Genomic DNA, 15,478 nt, shown 5'->3' with positions numbered 1-15,478 from the left:
CGATCGAAAATGACAGAATGGTTATTTATATGTTGCAGAAATATGAATAGTTAAAGGCGGTCAGATGACAGGAATGAATAGATGAGAGGCTACAGGGCGATGGATGCAGGCCTACCGTGGCTTAAATCGAAGATATCCGTCTGTACCGGTATCTTCGAGGAGAGTGCCACAGGTGAACCATTGAAGGTTGGCTCTTTTATACCCGAGTTTTTAGCGTAGTTTATGGATCACTTGGTTGCTGCTACCGCGCCAGATCAGCATCGGATCTTTGAGATCCTGAACGAATTTTCCATCGACCAGAACGTTGATCAGATCAACCACTTCTCGTTGAGCTGCGTTGAGCTCGTCTAGTTTATAGCCGGTCCAGACCCAAATGTCTTTACCTTCACATTCGGCGCGTACGCGTTGTACGAGCTTAAGTATAAAAGGCACATTTTGTGGATGCAGTGGATCGCCGCCGGAAAGGGATAATCCTTGGCGGCGAATGCGGGTATCGTTCAGATCGTTGATGATCTGATCTTCCATTTCTTGGGTAAACGGTAGGCCTGAATTCAAACGCCATGTGCTTTTATTGTAGCAACCAGGGCATTCATGCACGCAACCAGAAACAAACAGCGTGCAGCGCGTACCCGGCCCGTTGACGACGTCGACGGGGTAATATTGATGGAAATTCATTGAAGGTTTGCCCATTAGGCTGTGTTACTTGCCGCTTTGGATTCGGGCAGCGCTTACTTTCTTGCAAAGAATCGGCTCATGTACGTGCATGCTCCAGATCTTCTGTGCTGGTCGTATCCAAATTGGCGGAGACAATAACGCTGACTGAACAAGCTCAAAACAGAACCTGTTCAGTCAGTTCGCGATATTAACCAATCTGTCCGTTATTCAAATGCTTAACGCGACGTTTAACTTCTTCCTGCTTACCGGCGTTGAACGGACGCGCATCCGGGCTACCAAGATAGCCACATACGCGGCGGATCACTGAGACTTTGGCCGAGTCGTGATTGCCACATTTCGGGCAGGTGAAGCCTTTACTGGTACATTCAAACTCGCCGGTGAAACCACATTCGTAGCATTCGTCAATTGGCGTATTGGTGCCGTAGTAGGGCACTCGACTGTAGCTATAGTCCCATACGTCTTCCAGCGCTTTCAGATTGTGCTGTAAGTTTGGATATTCGCCGTAGCAAATGAAACCACCGCTCGCCAATGGCGGGTAAGGCGCTTCGAAATCCAATTTGTCGTACGGGTTAACTTTTTTCTCAACGTCCAAGTGGAAGCTGTTGGTGTAATAGCCTTTGTCGGTGACGCCCGGTACTACGCCGAATTCAGCGGTATCTAAGCGGCAGAAGCGGTCACACAGGTTTTCGCTCGGCGTGCTGTACAGGCTGAAACCATAGCCGGTTTCTTCTTTCCAGCTGTCTGTCGCCTGCTGTAAACGGGCAACAATGGCAACGGCTTTTGCACGCAGCGCTTCGTCATCGAATACGTGAGTCTGGTTGCCAAACAACGCATTGATAGTTTCATGAATACCGATGTAGCCCAGTGAAATAGAGGCGCGACCATTCTTGAAGATATCAGCGATGTTATCGTCGGCTTTCAGACGCACGCCACACGCGCCTTCCATATACAAAATGGGGGCAACGCGGGCTTTAATGCCTTCCAAACGCGCGATACGCGTCATTAAAGCTTTCTTAGAAAGTTCTAAACGTTCGTCCAGAAGTTTCCAGAATGCGGCTTCGTCACCTTTAGCTTCTAATGCGATGCGCGGCAGGTTTAGGCTAATGACGCCGAGATTATTACGGCCTTCATGGATCATCTCACCGTTTTCTTCATACACGCCGAGGAAGCTGCGGCAGCCCATCGGGGTTTTGAAGGAGCCGGTCACTTTAACAACTTGATCGTAGTTAAGAATATCGGGGTACATACGCTTGCTTGCGCACTCTAATGCCAACTGTTTGATGTCGTAGTTAGCATCGCCAAACTTGTGGTTTAGGCCATCGCGGATGGCAAACACCAGTTTAGGGAAGACGGCTGTTTTGCGATTTTTGCCCAAGCCCGCGATACGGTTTTTTAGGATCGACTGTTGAATCAAGCGTGATTCCCAGCTGGTTCCTAGACCAAAGCCAAAGGTAACAAATGGCGTTTGACCGTTAGCGGTATGCAGCGTATTGACTTCATATTCCAGCGATTGGAATGCGTCGTAGCACTCTTTTTCCGTACGTGTTTTTGCATAGCCGTCGGCGTCAGGGATGTTCCACTCTGCGGCGGTCTTACGATGCTTCTCAAAGCTGGCAGTCACAAACGGCGCCAGAACTTCGTCAATACGGTTAATGGTGGTGCCGCCATAAATATGGCTGGCGACCTGCGCGATGATTTGCGCGGTGACGGCGGTAGCGGTAGAGATGGATTTAGGACGCTCAATTTCAGCGTTACCCATCTTGAAGCCGTTGGTCAGCATGCCTTTAAGGTCAATCAGCATGCAGTTGAACATAGGGAAGAACGGAGAGTAATCCAGATCGTGGTAGTGAATTTCACCACGCTCATGCGCTAGCACAACGTCACGAGGCAAAATATGCTGCGTCGCATAGTGCTTAGCCACAATACCCGCTAATAGATCGCGTTGGGTTGGGATCACTTTACTGTCTTTGTTGGCGTTTTCGTTGAGCAAAGCCGCATTGCTTTGTTCGACCAGGCCACGGATTTCCTGATTAAGACGGCCGCGTTGTTCACGAGAGACGTCACGGTCATGACGATACTCAATGTATGCGCGCGCAAGCTGCTTATAGTTGCCTGCCATCAGTTGGTTTTCTACGGCGTTTTGAATCACATGGATATCAACACGTTCGAGATCCGCCATCTGCATAGCGACTACGCGGGCGACGGTTGCACAATAGTCGGTATCATCAACGCCTGCCGCTTGGGCAGCGCGCACCACAGCTTCTTTGATTCGCTGTTCGTCAAAAGGTACCTGACAACCGTCCCGTTTAATCACTATAGGTTTCACCGCTTCGCTCCTTTAACCCGGTTCATGTGTTATCCACAGCCGAAATCCGCATGCCATAAGGTCTGGCGGACTTTTGTGGATGCTTTGTGGATAACTACTACATATGGGTGCTATCTAATGTGTTGGACACTATATATGGTATTTGTTTTTTGTGAAAGCACAGTAGTTTGACTTAGCGCAAAGATTTTTATATTCGGTAGAAACGTTATACAAACCGAGAGCGAGGTCGATTTTCTCAATGTAAGCGAGGTTGTTTGCAGGTGGTACTTAGGTGGTTAATGGGGTGTGATGTGGCTGTAGAATACAATAGGATTTGTATGGGTTTTAGGACTCTTTCATTCGTCGATATGGCTCTCTTATCATTTTCAAGAGAGCCACATGTCAGTTCAAATTACACCGGCAGGTCAATGACCAGTGCACGCAAAGGAGTGACAGCGGTGAGGGTTAGGTTTTCTTCATCATTGATAAAGGCGCCGTCGCCGCAGGCCAGCAATTCGGTGCTATCCTGCGTTTTGTAGCTCCCATGAATCGATTGCACATAGGCGCGCGATCCGTGCAGTGGTAACGTTTGTTTCTCGCCCGGCTTAAGATCCAAATGATGGATCCACACCTGCTGGCGTAGCTGTAGACTACCGTTATCGCCTTCGGGCGAGGCGAGTAACCGGTAAGGTTCTTCAGTCAGCGTTAGGCGCTGAATCTCATCATTTTCTCTTTCAGGGCAGACATTCAGCCATAGCTGCATTCGCGTTAGCGGTTTATCGCTGTTGAGGTTGTGTTCGCTGTAGCTAATGTTTCCCTGTGTCGCTAGCAAAACGACGTCGCCTGTATGCGCATGGGTATGGCTGCCCTCGCTGTCACGGTACTCAACGTCACCATCAAGAATGATATTCAACACGTCGACGCGTGGGAAGGTACGCGGTTGGAGCGACGCGCCGGGTGCGAGCACATCTTGATTGAGAACGCGTAGCGATGCATACCCCATCAGTTTGGGATCAAAATAGTGGCCGAATGAGAATGTATAGCGGGACTTGAGCCAACCATAGTCAGCGTGTCCGCAGTTTTGGGCTTTTCGTTGTGTAATCATGGCGCTCAAGGCTCTTAATTATGGATATAACCATGGTAAGCGTCTGGACGTAAGATTGTTAGCCAGTTAATCTGGTCGGTATATTCAAATTTCCTGAATAGAAGGATGCTATGAGTAAAGATCGCGCGCTGACATTGGAAGCACTGCGGGTCATGGATGCCATAGATCGTCGTGGAAGTTTTGCTGCGGCGGCAGACGAGTTAGGCAGAGTACCTTCGGCCTTAAGCTATACCATGCAGAAGCTGGAAGAAGAGTTGGACGTGGTGCTATTCGACCGCTCTGGGCATCGAACCAAATTTACCAATGTGGGCCGTATGTTGCTCGAACGCGGGCGCATTCTACTCGAAGCGGCAGATAAACTGACTACGGATGCAGAGGCTCTGTCTCGTGGCTGGGAAACGCATATTACCGTCGTGTGCGAAGCCTTAGTGCCAGCGACTCAGCTATTTCCTTTGGTGGATAAACTGGCGAAGAAAGCTAATACCCAGCTGTCATTGATGACGGAAGTGTTAGCCGGTGCTTGGGAACGTCTAGAGCAGGGAAGAGCAGACATCGTGATTGCGCCAGATATGCACTTCCGCTCATCCTCGGAAATTAACGTGCGTAAACTGTATAAAGTCATGAGCGTTTACGTAGCGGCACCTGAGCATCCTATCCATCTGGAACCAGAACCGTTGTCGGACGCAGTTCGGGTGAAATATCGGGGGATCGCCGTGGCGGATACTGCCCGTGAGCGTCCGGTTCTCACGGTTCAACTGCTTGATAAACAACAGCGTTTAACCGTAAGCACTATTGCCGATAAACGCCAAGCGCTGATCGATGGTTTAGGCGTGGCCACCATGCCGTATCCGCTGGTGGAGCAAGATATCGCGGAAGGACGTCTACGCGTAGTGAGCGCGGAATATAGCCATGAAACCGACATTATTATGGCGTGGCGTCGTGACAGTATGGGTGAGGCCAAGTCTTGGCTGCTGCGTGAGATTCCTAAACTGTTGAGCCGCTGATCCTTCAGCAAATTTTTTGAGGAGTGAGCATGGATCGTCGCCGTGCGCTATGGCTAATGCACGGTGCCACCGTGCTGTTCGGTATTTCAGGTATTTTCGGCAAGCTGATTGTCAGCAGTGCCGCCGTCTTGGTATTTGGCCGCGCGATTTTTGCGTTGGCCGCCATGTCATTGTTATTAATGAAGCTTAAACGTTTACCGTGGCGCGATCTCGACTTGCGCAGCGTGGGACGCCTGTGCGCCTGCGGTGCGCTACTGTGCGCACACTGGGTCACGTTTTTCATTGCGGTTAAAGTCGGTGGTGTCGCTGTGGGGACACTCGGCTTTGCCTGTTTCCCTGCGTTTGTCGCCATTCTGGAAGGGCTACTATACCGAGAAAAATTGTCGTCGTCGGAGTATGTTTTAATACTGTTGGTGACGATAGGGTTAGTGTTGGTGACGCCAAGCTTCAACTTTGAAAACAGCGCGACTGAAGGTCTGCTGTGGGGCGTTCTATCTGGTTTAATTTATGCGATCCTCGCGTTAGCAAATCGCCACTCAGCGGCCAGCGTCAACGGTACACAGGTTTGCTGGTGGCAGAATCTGGCTGTGATCGTGCTGCTGTTACCTTTCACTTACCATGAGTTGCCGCAGGTCAGCGCTATGGACTGGGTGTGGATTGCCTGTCTTGGTTTGATTTGCACGGGGCTTGCGTACAGTCTATTTATTAGCAGCTTGCAGGCATTAAAAGCGCGTATGGCGGCAATGATTATTGCGTTAGAGCCGGTGTATGCGATTTTGATTGCGTGGGCGCTATTTCATGAAGTGCCCAGTTTACGGATGGTTTCTGGCGGGTTGCTGATTATTTTGGCCGTGGCATGGTCTGCGCGACGTAAAAGCTAACCTGAGTGAATGACCGCTCCCGTAAACAGGGAGCGGTAAACTTGATGATTAGCTCAGCTCTGGCTGCTTCGCTAATTCTTTCGCTTCTTCCGCCTGACAGGCTGCCGCGGTGAACAGCACATCGGTAGAAGAGTTCAGCGCGGTTTCACAAGAATCCTGCAGCACGCCGATGATGAAGCCGACGGCAACCACCTGCATCGCCAAATCGTTATTGATACCAAAGAGGCTACAGGCCAGTGGGATCAACAGCAGTGACCCTCCCGCCACGCCAGATGCTCCGCATGCACAGATTGAAGCCACCACGCTTAACAGCAGCGCTGTCGGCAGGTCAACGGTAATACCTAAGGTATGCACCGCCGCCAGCGTTAGCACGGTGATCGTAATCGCCGCGCCAGCCATGTTGATGGTGGCACCTAAGGGAATCGATACTGAATAGGTGTCTTCGTGCAGTTTCAGCTTTTTGGCCAATTCCATGTTTACCGGAATATTTGCCGCCGAGCTGCGGGTAAAGAACGCCGTTAGGCCGCTTTCGCGCAGGCAGGTGAACACCAGTGGATACGGATTACGGCGGATCTTCCAGAACACGATCAGCGGGTTCAGCACCAGCGCTACGAGCAGCATCGAGCCAATCAAAACAGCCAGCAGTTGCGCATATCCCCACAGTGCATCAAATCCGGTTTCTGCCAACGTAGAGGCCACCAGACCGAAAATACCGAGCGGTGCAAAACGGATCACGACGCGCACGATAAAGGTGATGCCGTAGGAGAGATCGCTGACCACCAGTTTAGTGGTGTCAGATGCATGACGTAGCGCCACACCTAAACCAATCGCCCAGGCCAGAATGCCGATAAAGTTACCGGTCGTTAGGGCGCGGAATGGGTTATCGACGACGTTCATCAGCAGAGAGCGTAATACTTCGACGATCCCTCCCGGTGGAGTGATGTCAGTATTACCCGCCACCAGCGTTAACGTAGACGGGAAGGCGAAGCTCAACACTACGGCTACCAACGCGGCAGAGAAGGTGCCCAGCAAGTAAAGAAACAGAATCGGACGCATGTTGGTGCGCTGACCTGCTTTATGATTCGCGATGGAGGCCGCAACCAGTACAAAAACTAAAATAGGTGCAACGGCCTTTAGCGCACTGACGAACAACGAGCCGAGTAGACCAACCGCAATAGCTGCATTTGGTGCAATGCTTGCGAGCAAGATGCCCAGTACTAACCCGACAAGTATTTGCCCCACCAGACTACCGCGCGTAATGAAACGCATGAATCCAGACTGTTTTTCCATAATGTTTACCTGTTTCTTTTTATTGTCGTCCTTGAGCGCTAGCTCACAGACATGTAACTAATTGTGTTTGCCAAGTCAGTATAGGGAAACTGTTTAAATAAGAAACGGCAAAAGTATAAAATTCTGCGCAGCTTAAAATATTAAAACATTAAATTAACATTCATGTGTTGTTGGTAACAAAAATGGTAAAAATAGGGCGATTTTGCGTGCGGAGTAGATAGTTCTGGTATTAGTGACAGAGAAAAATAGCGTAAAACACTTTTAAACGATTATTTATACAGATATAACAATGCGGAGAGTGGGGACATTTTTGCTAAGAAAAGCCCCGGACAGGCCGGGGCAAAAATATTAAATCTGTGATTTCAAACGGTCGTTGCGGCGGTTAACGAATACGTTAATCACCAGCGTGAGTACCAGAATACCGGCCACCACACTCAGGGAAACGGCAATCGGGATATGGTACAGATCCATAATCAACATTTTGAAGCCGATAAATACCAGAATCACCGAGAGGCCATACTTCAGCATTGAGAAGCGTTCCGCGACGCCAGCCAGCAAGAAGTACATAGCGCGCAGGCCTAAAATCGCAAACAGGTTTGAGGTTAAGACCAAGAACGGATCGGTGGTCACCGCGAAGATCGCCGGAATACTATCTACGGCGAAAATAACGTCGCTGAGCTCAACCAGTATCAGTACCAGCAACAGCGGAGTGGCAAACAGCACGCCGTTTCTGCGGGTAAAGAAGTGTTCGTTTTCGATTTTATCGGTCATGCGCAGATGGCTACGGATCCAGCGCACCAACGGTTTATCACCGATATCGCCGTCGTCCTCTTTCGCCAAGGCCATTTTCACACCGGTGAACAGCAAGAAGGCGCCGAAGACATATAGAATCCATTGGAACTGCGTGACTAACCAGCTGCCCGCGAAAATCATGATAGTACGCAGAATGATGGCACCAAGAACCCCGAATACCAACACACGGCGCTGTAGATTTGGCGGCACAGAGAAATAGCTAAACAACATCAGCCATACAAACACGTTATCGACGGCCAGTGCTTTTTCAATCAGATAGCCAGTCAGGAACGCCAGAGCCTGTTTATCGGCGACGGCGCGCCCCATGGTTTCACTGAGATACCACCACAGACCGGCGTTAAACAGCAGAGATAAGCTCACCCACACCAGCGACCAAATGGCGGCTTGGCGTAGCGTCATGGTGGCTGCACCGCGACGCCCCTGCAACAGCAGATCGACGGCGAGCATAATGACGACGATGACGGCAAAACTGCCCCAGAGCAGGGGAGAGCCAATGGAATTGATCATGGGAGTATCCTTCGTAACACTCATTAAATACAAAAATCACGATGACGGAGGACGACAGCGACGACTCTTGTCTGAGTTTTAAGCGCACCTCGCCTTCCGGCAAGGTCTCACTTACAACTCGATACCTGTGTCATCAATGCAACAGCGCAATTGGCTGTACTCAATGAATGACTTGGTATTCATCTAAGCAGGGCGCTTAGATACATTTTAGCTCATAGCTAAAATGCGTTGCCTGGCAACCGGGTACGTAGCACGCACCGTAATGACGATTAACCAGCAATGAAGTTACTCCCCTTTGCATGTAAGAAAATAATGCAAATTGTTTCTAAGGTCAATCTTTCAAGGGGGTAAGGAAAGCTAAAACTTGCGTCATGGCTTTACACACTGTAAAGCCATGACGCGTAATATTTATAAACCGTTGACGAATTCGCGCAGCAAAGATTGGCTGACGGGGGTATTGCTGGTTCGACGCTGAATATCGAGATATTTTGTCTGATGTTCTGGTTCTAACTCGGCAATCCAGCTCATGTAACTGTGCATTACCGGCCCATTAAACTCAGGGTGAAATTGGGTGCTAATGACATTATCTCGGTAGCGGATAATTTGGTGAGGATCTTGCGCTGAGCGCGCCAGTGCGACGGCACCTTCAGGCAGACGTAGTACGGTTTGTGAATGGATCAGGTTGGCATAAAATCGTGGTGGATAGTATTGCAGTGCAGGATCGTTTTTGGCCTCCGGCAAGAGCTCTATTTCTAACGTACCGATCTCCATTCCTTGCGGATGATAGCCCACTTCACCGCCCAGTGCGTGAGCGAGTAATTGATGACCGTAGCAGGCACCAAAAATAGGCAATCCCATACCGACGGCATCGCGCAGCCAAACGGCAGCCTGTTCGCTCCACGGTAATAATTCGGTCACCATCGCCGCTGACCCGGTAATGATTGCGCCGCGATAGTGCTCAGGGCTTAACAACTGCTCACCGGCTGGAAGATTGACTATCACCACGCTGGCTGGGTTTATCTCACCCTGTTGCAAAAACATGTCGGTAAAACCGCCGTGCTGCTGGCGAATGACATCCGGAGCATCACCGGTCTGTAGAATGACAAAGGGTTTCACTTCAAACTCCGCCATAGAATCTCCTAAGTACCGCGCCGTTGGATATTTTCCAAATAATTGAAGACTACAAATTAGACGTAATTGGCCAATATTTCTAATGCCATTGTGAAATATACAAAGTAGATTTCATGAGCGGTAATGAGAGATGATAGAGGAAGTGATAATAAGCACGATTGATAATCATTAGGAAAACGAAATGTCTGTTGCAGGAAAAACCGACCCGCTGGCGTTTGTCGGGCTGGTGTTGCTTACGCTGATCTGGAGCTATAGCTGGATCGCGATGAAGCAGGTCACGTTGTATATCGGTGCCTTTGATTTTACTGCGTTACGCTGCGTGTTCGGGGCCATATTACTTCTGGTGGTATTAAAGCTGCGCGGACGCGGCATGAAACCGACGCCTTTTATCTACACGCTGGCCATTGCCGTGTTGCAGACCTGCGGTATGGTTGGCTTGGCTCAGTGGGCACTGATAAGCGGTGGTGCTGGAAAAGTAGCTATTCTGACTTATACCATGCCGTTTTGGGTGGTCATCATGGCGGCGCTGTTTTTGGGCGAAAGAATGCGCCGAGTGCAGTATCTGGCCATTGTGGTCGCGGCTATCGGACTGTGCTTGGTGTTACAGCCGTGGAAGTTGACGGGAGAGTCACTGAAAAGCGCAGTATTGGCGATCCTTTCCGGCATAAGCTGGGGGGCAAGCGCCATCGTCGCGAAGCGTCTGTATCAGCGATATCCCAAAGTGGATTTGCTGTCGCTCACCACATGGCAAATGGTTTACGGCGCGATCATTATGAGCGTTATTGCGTGGCTGGTACCCGAGCGCCCCATCGTGTGGGATCCCTATGTTTATTTTGCGCTGTCATACAGCGCTATTTTGGCTACCGCTCTGGCGTGGACGCTATGGCTATTTGTATTGAAAAATCTTCCTGCGGGTATCGCTGGGTTGAGCACCTTAGCGGTACCGGTCTGTGGAGTGCTGTTTTCTTGGTGGCTACTGGGTGAAAACCCTGGCTCGGTCGAAGGAACTGGCATTGTGCTGATTGTGCTTGCCTTAGCGGTATTAAGCTTTGGCGGCAAGCGACCTGTGAAAGCGCCAATTCAACAGGTCAAAAGCTCTCGCTAGGGCGCAGGCCTCTCTTTTGCATGATGCTGACGAAAGAGAGGCCTTATGCGATCAACCGCGGGTATTAGGGACAACCACTGTCTCTGGCGGGATTGCGGCATCGGCAGGGAATTCTACTCCGGTCAGGGCGCGAATCTGCGTCAGAATTTTGGCTGTGCTGCGTGATACGTTAATCCCAGCGTGTTCTACGCTCTGATACTGCACCAGCTTGGCGAAGACTTCGGCTTCGTAATACATCGTATTTTCATGCTGTGGCTGAGAAATAATCTCAGGCTGTCCACCACGCGGCGTGAACGTCACCTTTTGGCATTCAGAAATTTTTTCGATAACTAAAGTGCCATCTTCACCTTGAATTTCGCTTGGAATATCTGAGTTGCTGACTTTAGAGTGGAACAGCACGACATCAAATTCACCATTCGCATGGTTCGCTGAATAGTTCATTCCTACGTGCCCGTGAGCATCGACGCCAGAATCTAACAGCGTTGCGCTTGCCGTCAGCGTTTCAGGTTCACCGAACAGCGATATCGCGCTGGCGAGGCAGTAATAGCCAATATCCATAATCGAGCCATTTGAAAATGCCGGATTAAAGGTATTTGGATTCTCACCGTCTAAATAGCGCTGGTAGCGCGATGAATATTGGCAATAGTTCAGAAAGACTTTACGCAATTTTCCCAGACGTGGCAGGGCTTGCTGAATAACAGAGAAATTGGGCAGATAAGCGGTTTTAAACGCTTCAAACAACACCACCTGATTTTCCTGCGCACATGCGATCATGCTTTCGACTTCTTGCAGATTAGAAGCCAGCGGCTTTTCACAGATAACGTGTTTTTTATGCTGTAGCATTGCCAGCGTGTGTGGGTAATGGAAAGAGTTTGGGCTGGCAATATAGACCGCGTCAACATGCTCACAGCTCCCGAGATCGTCGAGCGAGTCGAAAAAATACTGGGCTTTATTGGGCTCACCAAAGGTATAGGCCTGAGCCAGATGGCGCGAATAAACGGCGGTAAGCTGCATCTTGCCGGTAGCATGAGCGGCATCAATAAAGCGTTGAGTAATCCAGTTAGTTCCAATAACGGCAAAACGGATCATGGGCGGCTCCGATCGGGAAAGTAAGATTTTTCACAGAGTAGCATTTCTTGGATTAATACGGTTATTGCATTAGTACGACTCAGCTCAGCAAATTAATACAGAGCGCCCACCAGTTCTAAATGCGTGAGATACATTCGGGTATCAAACTCAAGCTGGTGGTAGGCAGGTTCCATATGACAGCACAAATTATAAAATGCCTTGTTGTGATCTTTCTCGCGCAGATGAGCCAACTCATGCACCACGATCATGCGAAGAAAGGCCTCAGGCGCATTTTTGAATACGGTAGCAACGCGGATTTCAGCTTTTGCCTTTAACTTGCTACCCTGCACACGCGAAATCGCGGTATGTAATCCTAATGCGTGTTTGAGCACCTGAATTTTGCTGTCATAACCCACTTTGTTAATTTGTGGCGCATTGCGAAGAAACTGATTTTTCAGATCGGTGGTGTATTGATAGAGTGCGCGATCGGTGGTGAGCTGGTGTGGCTGCGGGTAGCGCTGCAATAAAACCGTCCCCAGACGTTGCTGGTCGAGTAGCTGGCGAACCTGCGTTTGCAGATGTTCCGGATAGCCGGCCAAGTAAGTCAAAGACGTCATATTCAATTCCTTCAGGTACAATAGCGGACTATTGTACGTCATGCGCGTGACATAACAATTCTGAGCATGATGCGTCGGCGGTGAAAGACCGTTGCGTCTGAACGATCATTTATTTTATTCGTCCATTAAATCAAATGGATAGAGTTTTTGGAGGGGCGATGAGCCAACTCGAACCGATCTCCGGTTTTTTTGAAGAAAATGGCCTTGAGCTAGAACGCTACCCACAGCAGTCTGATGATCCAACGTTACAAGCGTGGGAAGCCGCCGATGAATATCTGTTGCAGAGCTTTGAGCTGCCACAGACAGAAGGTCGTCCGGTGATTGTGTTTAACGACGCCTTTGGCGCGTTGGCCTGTGCACTGCATGGCCAGCCGCTATATAGCGTGAGTGACTCCTATGTGAGCCAGTTGGCAACGCGTCATAACCTTGGCCTGAACGGCATGGATGACGATACGGTAACCCTGCTCGATAGCCTTGCACCTTTGCCACAGTCGCCTGCGCTGGTACTAATTAAGGTGCCGAAAGCGTTAGCGCTGCTTGAGCACCAACTGCGTGCACTGCGTGAAGTCGTTGCTCCAGATACCGTGATTATTGCGGCGGCCAAAGCGCGTGATATCCATACCTCGACGCTACAGCTGTTTGAAACCATCCTCGGCGATACTCATACTTCGCTGGCGTGGAAAAAAGCGCGTCTGATTCATTGTAAAGTGGCCGAGCGTAACCCTGCTCCGGCACAGCCAACTACCGTGTGGCCTTTAGATCTGTGCGGTACGGACGAACCTTATCAGATGCATAACCATGCATCCGTATTCTCGCGCAGCAATTTAGATATCGGTGCACGTTTCTTCCTTGAGCATTTGCCGAAAGATATTGAAGGATCGATTGCCGATCTCGGCTGTGGTAACGGTGTGATCGGGCTGAAGGCATTAGAGCTCAATCCAAACGCTGACATGCTGTTCTGCGATGAGTCATACATGGCTGTCGCATCGGCACAGATGAACGTTGAAGTGAACCGCCCAGAAGATATGGATCGCTGTGCTTTCCGCGTCGGTAACGGCTTCTCTGGTGTGGATGGCGGTAGCCTGAACGCAGTACTGTGTAATCCTCCGTTCCATCAACAGCATTCCATCACCGATCAGGTTGCCTGGGATATGTTTGTCGGCGCTAAGCGCTGCCTGAAAATTCACGGTACGCTATATATTGTGGGTAACCGCCATCTGGATTATTTCCACAAGCTAAAGCGTTTGTTCGGCAACTGTACAACGATTGAAACCAACAAAAAGTTTGTGGTTTTAAAAGCGACAAAACTTCCTCCGCGTCGTTAATCTCACACGCCAATCTGAATTTATAATCATAAAAAGTGCATAACATATTGTGTTGTGCACTTTCCCTCGGTTATGCTCTGTCCTACAGCCGCCTGACGGCTGATCAAAAAACGCTTCTTAAAATAAATAATGCTGCTGACAGGGACTTTGCCATGGATCGTCGTACTCTTCTTAAATCTTCAGGTGCTATTCTCGGTGGATTAACGCTAAGCGGTTTGATTAATCGCGCACAGGCCGCAACCCCCGTAAAAGCGGCTGAAATCTCTTTTCCTACAGAACAACATCCGTTGTTACTGAATTTCAACGAGAACTCGTTAGGGATGTCTGCGCAGGCTAAACAGGCCGTCGTGGACTGTTTGCCGACGGCATTTCGTTATCCTGACGCCGCGCGCGCAGAGCTTATCGAACAGCTGGCTGGGCAATTTAATCTGAAGACAGAAAACGTCACTCTGGACAACGGTTCCTCAGAGACGATTCAAGCTGCGGTGCAGGCGATTGTTTTGCAGGCGCAACAGCAGCAGAAAAAAGTGCAGGTGATCGTTCCCGATCCCACGTTCAACTATGCCGAGCTATACGCTAAACCGCTGGGTGCCGACATTGTTAAAGTGCCGTTGAATGACAAACTTGAGTTTGATTTGGCCACTATGAAGCAAAAAGCCGACGGTTTTTCTGGCAAATCGATTGTTTACCTGTGCAATCCGAATAACCCGACGGCGACAATTACGCCTGCGGCCACGATAGAGAGTTGGATTAAAAGCGCGCCGGCAGATACGTTCTTTATCGTCGATGAAGCTTACGCCGAATTTGTTAACGATCCGCGTTTTAAAAGTGCGATAGGCCTTGTACAAAGCGGGCAGAAAAACCTGATTGTAACGCGCACTTTCTCGAAAATTTATGCGCTGGCCGGATTACGTATTGGCTACGGCATTGCTGCGCCTGCGGTGATTGCCGAGGTGGAAAATTTTGTCTCGCTGGATAACACCAATGCCGCAGGCGCGGTTGCCGCACTGGCATCGTTAAAAGACAAAACTTTTGTGGCCTTAAGTCGTAAATCTATCGATCTTTCTCGTCAGATAGTGACCTCAATGCTCGATGAGTTAAATTTGGAATACGTTCCGTCACAGGCAAACTTCATTTTCCATAAGGTCAATGGCGATGTGAAAACTTATCAAGAGCGTATGAAACAGCAAAACGTCTACGTTGGCCGTGAATTCCCCCCAGCCGTAGGCTGGAACCGCCTAACGCTAGGCACCCCGCAGGAAATGCAGGTGTTTGTGAGTGTGTTGAAGTCGTTTAGGGCGAAAGGGTGGGTGTAGGTAGTTATACCTGTTCTGGTATGGCTGTGTAAGGTTCCGCTCGTCTGTCGTTTATGGGACTGAAGAGTAATATTCCGCCCGCCTGTCCATACCGAGCTTCATTGATACATCCATGAAGGCGTACGGGCAGAGACCACCAGCGCGTGGTCTCTGCACTCGCGCGCTTTTATCCGAGACGCCATCTCCGCTCCGGTTTGGTATCGCCCATCCAGGGCGCCCCAAACTCCGCCGATACATCCCTGTATCGGCGGCTCTCCCTACCAAGACTTAAACTAAAAACCGCCCACGCTTTTTATTTTGATTTTGACCTTTTCCGGCACATTACCGGACAGCCGA

At 49.9% G+C, this 15,478-nt stretch carries 13 protein-coding genes; 5 read left to right on the top strand and 8 right to left on the bottom strand.

Annotated elements, in window-relative coordinates:
* Positions 1-210: 210 nt before the first annotated feature.
* The 3 genes from nrdG to HMPREF3091_RS06535 form a co-directional block, all read right to left on the bottom strand.
* Positions 211-675, bottom strand: coding sequence for an anaerobic ribonucleoside-triphosphate reductase-activating protein (nrdG, locus tag HMPREF3091_RS06545; RefSeq protein ID WP_070714897.1), 465 nt, complete (start codon positions 673-675; stop codon positions 211-213).
* A 187-nt stretch (positions 676-862) separates the two neighbouring features.
* Entirely contained in the window at positions 863-3,001 is a 2,139-nt protein-coding gene (gene nrdD / locus HMPREF3091_RS06540; RefSeq protein WP_004093802.1) for an anaerobic ribonucleoside-triphosphate reductase, read from the bottom strand.
* A 391-nt stretch (positions 3,002-3,392) separates the two neighbouring features.
* Complete coding sequence (locus HMPREF3091_RS06535) at positions 3,393-4,085, bottom strand: pirin family protein (protein WP_070714894.1); 693 nt, start codon at positions 4,083-4,085, stop codon at positions 3,393-3,395.
* Positions 4,086-4,195: 110 nt separating this feature from the next.
* Here HMPREF3091_RS06535 and HMPREF3091_RS06530 point away from each other — a divergent pair, with 110 nt between their 5' ends.
* Positions 4,196-5,089 (top strand): LysR family transcriptional regulator, encoded by an 894-nt coding sequence (locus tag HMPREF3091_RS06530; protein ID WP_004093812.1) that lies wholly within the window; start codon positions 4,196-4,198, stop codon positions 5,087-5,089.
* Positions 5,090-5,118: 29 nt separating this feature from the next.
* Positions 5,119-5,970 (top strand): DMT family transporter, encoded by an 852-nt coding sequence (locus HMPREF3091_RS06525; RefSeq protein ID WP_070714892.1) that lies wholly within the window; start codon positions 5,119-5,121, stop codon positions 5,968-5,970.
* Positions 5,971-6,018: 48 nt separating this feature from the next.
* Here the strand turns inward: HMPREF3091_RS06525 and sstT are convergent, their stop codons facing one another.
* From sstT to HMPREF3091_RS06510, 3 genes are all read right to left on the bottom strand, one after another.
* Entirely contained in the window at positions 6,019-7,260 is a 1,242-nt protein-coding gene (gene sstT, locus HMPREF3091_RS06520; protein ID WP_070714891.1) for a serine/threonine transporter SstT, read from the bottom strand.
* Positions 7,261-7,608: 348 nt separating this feature from the next.
* Positions 7,609-8,577 carry a TerC family protein gene (locus HMPREF3091_RS06515; protein ID WP_070715254.1) on the bottom strand — a complete coding sequence of 323 codons (969 nt, stop codon included), beginning with the start codon at positions 8,575-8,577 and terminating at the stop codon, positions 7,609-7,611.
* Positions 8,578-8,988: 411 nt separating this feature from the next.
* On the bottom strand, positions 8,989-9,711 hold the full coding sequence (locus tag HMPREF3091_RS06510; protein WP_070714889.1) for a glutamine amidotransferase: 723 nt from the start codon (positions 9,709-9,711) through the stop codon (positions 8,989-8,991).
* Positions 9,712-9,892: 181 nt separating this feature from the next.
* Here HMPREF3091_RS06510 and HMPREF3091_RS06505 point away from each other — a divergent pair, with 181 nt between their 5' ends.
* Positions 9,893-10,816 (top strand): DMT family transporter, encoded by a 924-nt coding sequence (locus HMPREF3091_RS06505; protein ID WP_004093826.1) that lies wholly within the window; start codon positions 9,893-9,895, stop codon positions 10,814-10,816.
* A gap of 51 nt (positions 10,817-10,867) precedes the next feature.
* Here HMPREF3091_RS06505 and HMPREF3091_RS06500 read toward each other — a convergent pair whose 3' ends face one another.
* Both HMPREF3091_RS06500 and HMPREF3091_RS06495 read right to left on the bottom strand, forming a co-directional pair.
* Positions 10,868-11,905: a Gfo/Idh/MocA family protein gene (locus HMPREF3091_RS06500; RefSeq protein ID WP_004093829.1), complete on the bottom strand. Its 1,038-nt coding sequence runs from the start codon at positions 11,903-11,905 to the stop codon at positions 10,868-10,870.
* 92 nt (positions 11,906-11,997) lie between these two features.
* Positions 11,998-12,501, bottom strand: coding sequence for a M48 metallopeptidase family protein (locus HMPREF3091_RS06495; protein WP_035503583.1), 504 nt, complete (start codon positions 12,499-12,501; stop codon positions 11,998-12,000).
* Positions 12,502-12,659: 158 nt separating this feature from the next.
* On the opposite strand from HMPREF3091_RS06495, the gene rlmG reads away from it, so the two are divergent.
* Both rlmG and HMPREF3091_RS06485 read left to right on the top strand, forming a co-directional pair.
* Entirely contained in the window at positions 12,660-13,826 is a 1,167-nt protein-coding gene (gene rlmG / locus HMPREF3091_RS06490) for a 23S rRNA (guanine(1835)-N(2))-methyltransferase RlmG (protein WP_035503585.1), read from the top strand.
* A gap of 152 nt (positions 13,827-13,978) precedes the next feature.
* Entirely contained in the window at positions 13,979-15,142 is a 1,164-nt protein-coding gene (locus HMPREF3091_RS06485; RefSeq protein WP_070714888.1) for a pyridoxal phosphate-dependent aminotransferase, read from the top strand.
* Positions 15,143-15,478 lie beyond the last annotated feature (336 nt).

It is taken from the genome of Hafnia sp. HMSC23F03, from assembly GCF_001816025.1.
Taxonomy (GTDB): Bacteria; Pseudomonadota; Gammaproteobacteria; order Enterobacterales; family Enterobacteriaceae; genus Hafnia; species Hafnia paralvei.
This window is presented reverse-complemented; position numbering and strand designations above follow the sequence as displayed.

Coding starts and splice junctions, on each gene's coding strand:
- sstT (WP_070714891.1), bottom strand. CDS start 7,260: ATGGAAAAACAGTCTGGATTCATGCGTTTCATTACGCGCGGTAGTCTG.
- rlmG (WP_035503585.1), top strand. CDS start 12,660: ATGAGCCAACTCGAACCGATCTCCGGTTTTTTTGAAGAAAATGGCCTT.
- HMPREF3091_RS06505 (WP_004093826.1), top strand. CDS start 9,893: ATGTCTGTTGCAGGAAAAACCGACCCGCTGGCGTTTGTCGGGCTGGTG.
- HMPREF3091_RS06525 (WP_070714892.1), top strand. CDS start 5,119: ATGGATCGTCGCCGTGCGCTATGGCTAATGCACGGTGCCACCGTGCTG.
- HMPREF3091_RS06535 (WP_070714894.1), bottom strand. CDS start 4,085: ATGATTACACAACGAAAAGCCCAAAACTGCGGACACGCTGACTATGGT.
- HMPREF3091_RS06500 (WP_004093829.1), bottom strand. CDS start 11,905: ATGATCCGTTTTGCCGTTATTGGAACTAACTGGATTACTCAACGCTTT.
- nrdG (WP_070714897.1), bottom strand. CDS start 675: ATGAATTTCCATCAATATTACCCCGTCGACGTCGTCAACGGGCCGGGT.
- HMPREF3091_RS06530 (WP_004093812.1), top strand. CDS start 4,196: ATGAGTAAAGATCGCGCGCTGACATTGGAAGCACTGCGGGTCATGGAT.
- HMPREF3091_RS06485 (WP_070714888.1), top strand. CDS start 13,979: ATGGATCGTCGTACTCTTCTTAAATCTTCAGGTGCTATTCTCGGTGGA.
- HMPREF3091_RS06510 (WP_070714889.1), bottom strand. CDS start 9,711: ATGGCGGAGTTTGAAGTGAAACCCTTTGTCATTCTACAGACCGGTGAT.
- HMPREF3091_RS06495 (WP_035503583.1), bottom strand. CDS start 12,501: ATGACGTCTTTGACTTACTTGGCCGGCTATCCGGAACATCTGCAAACG.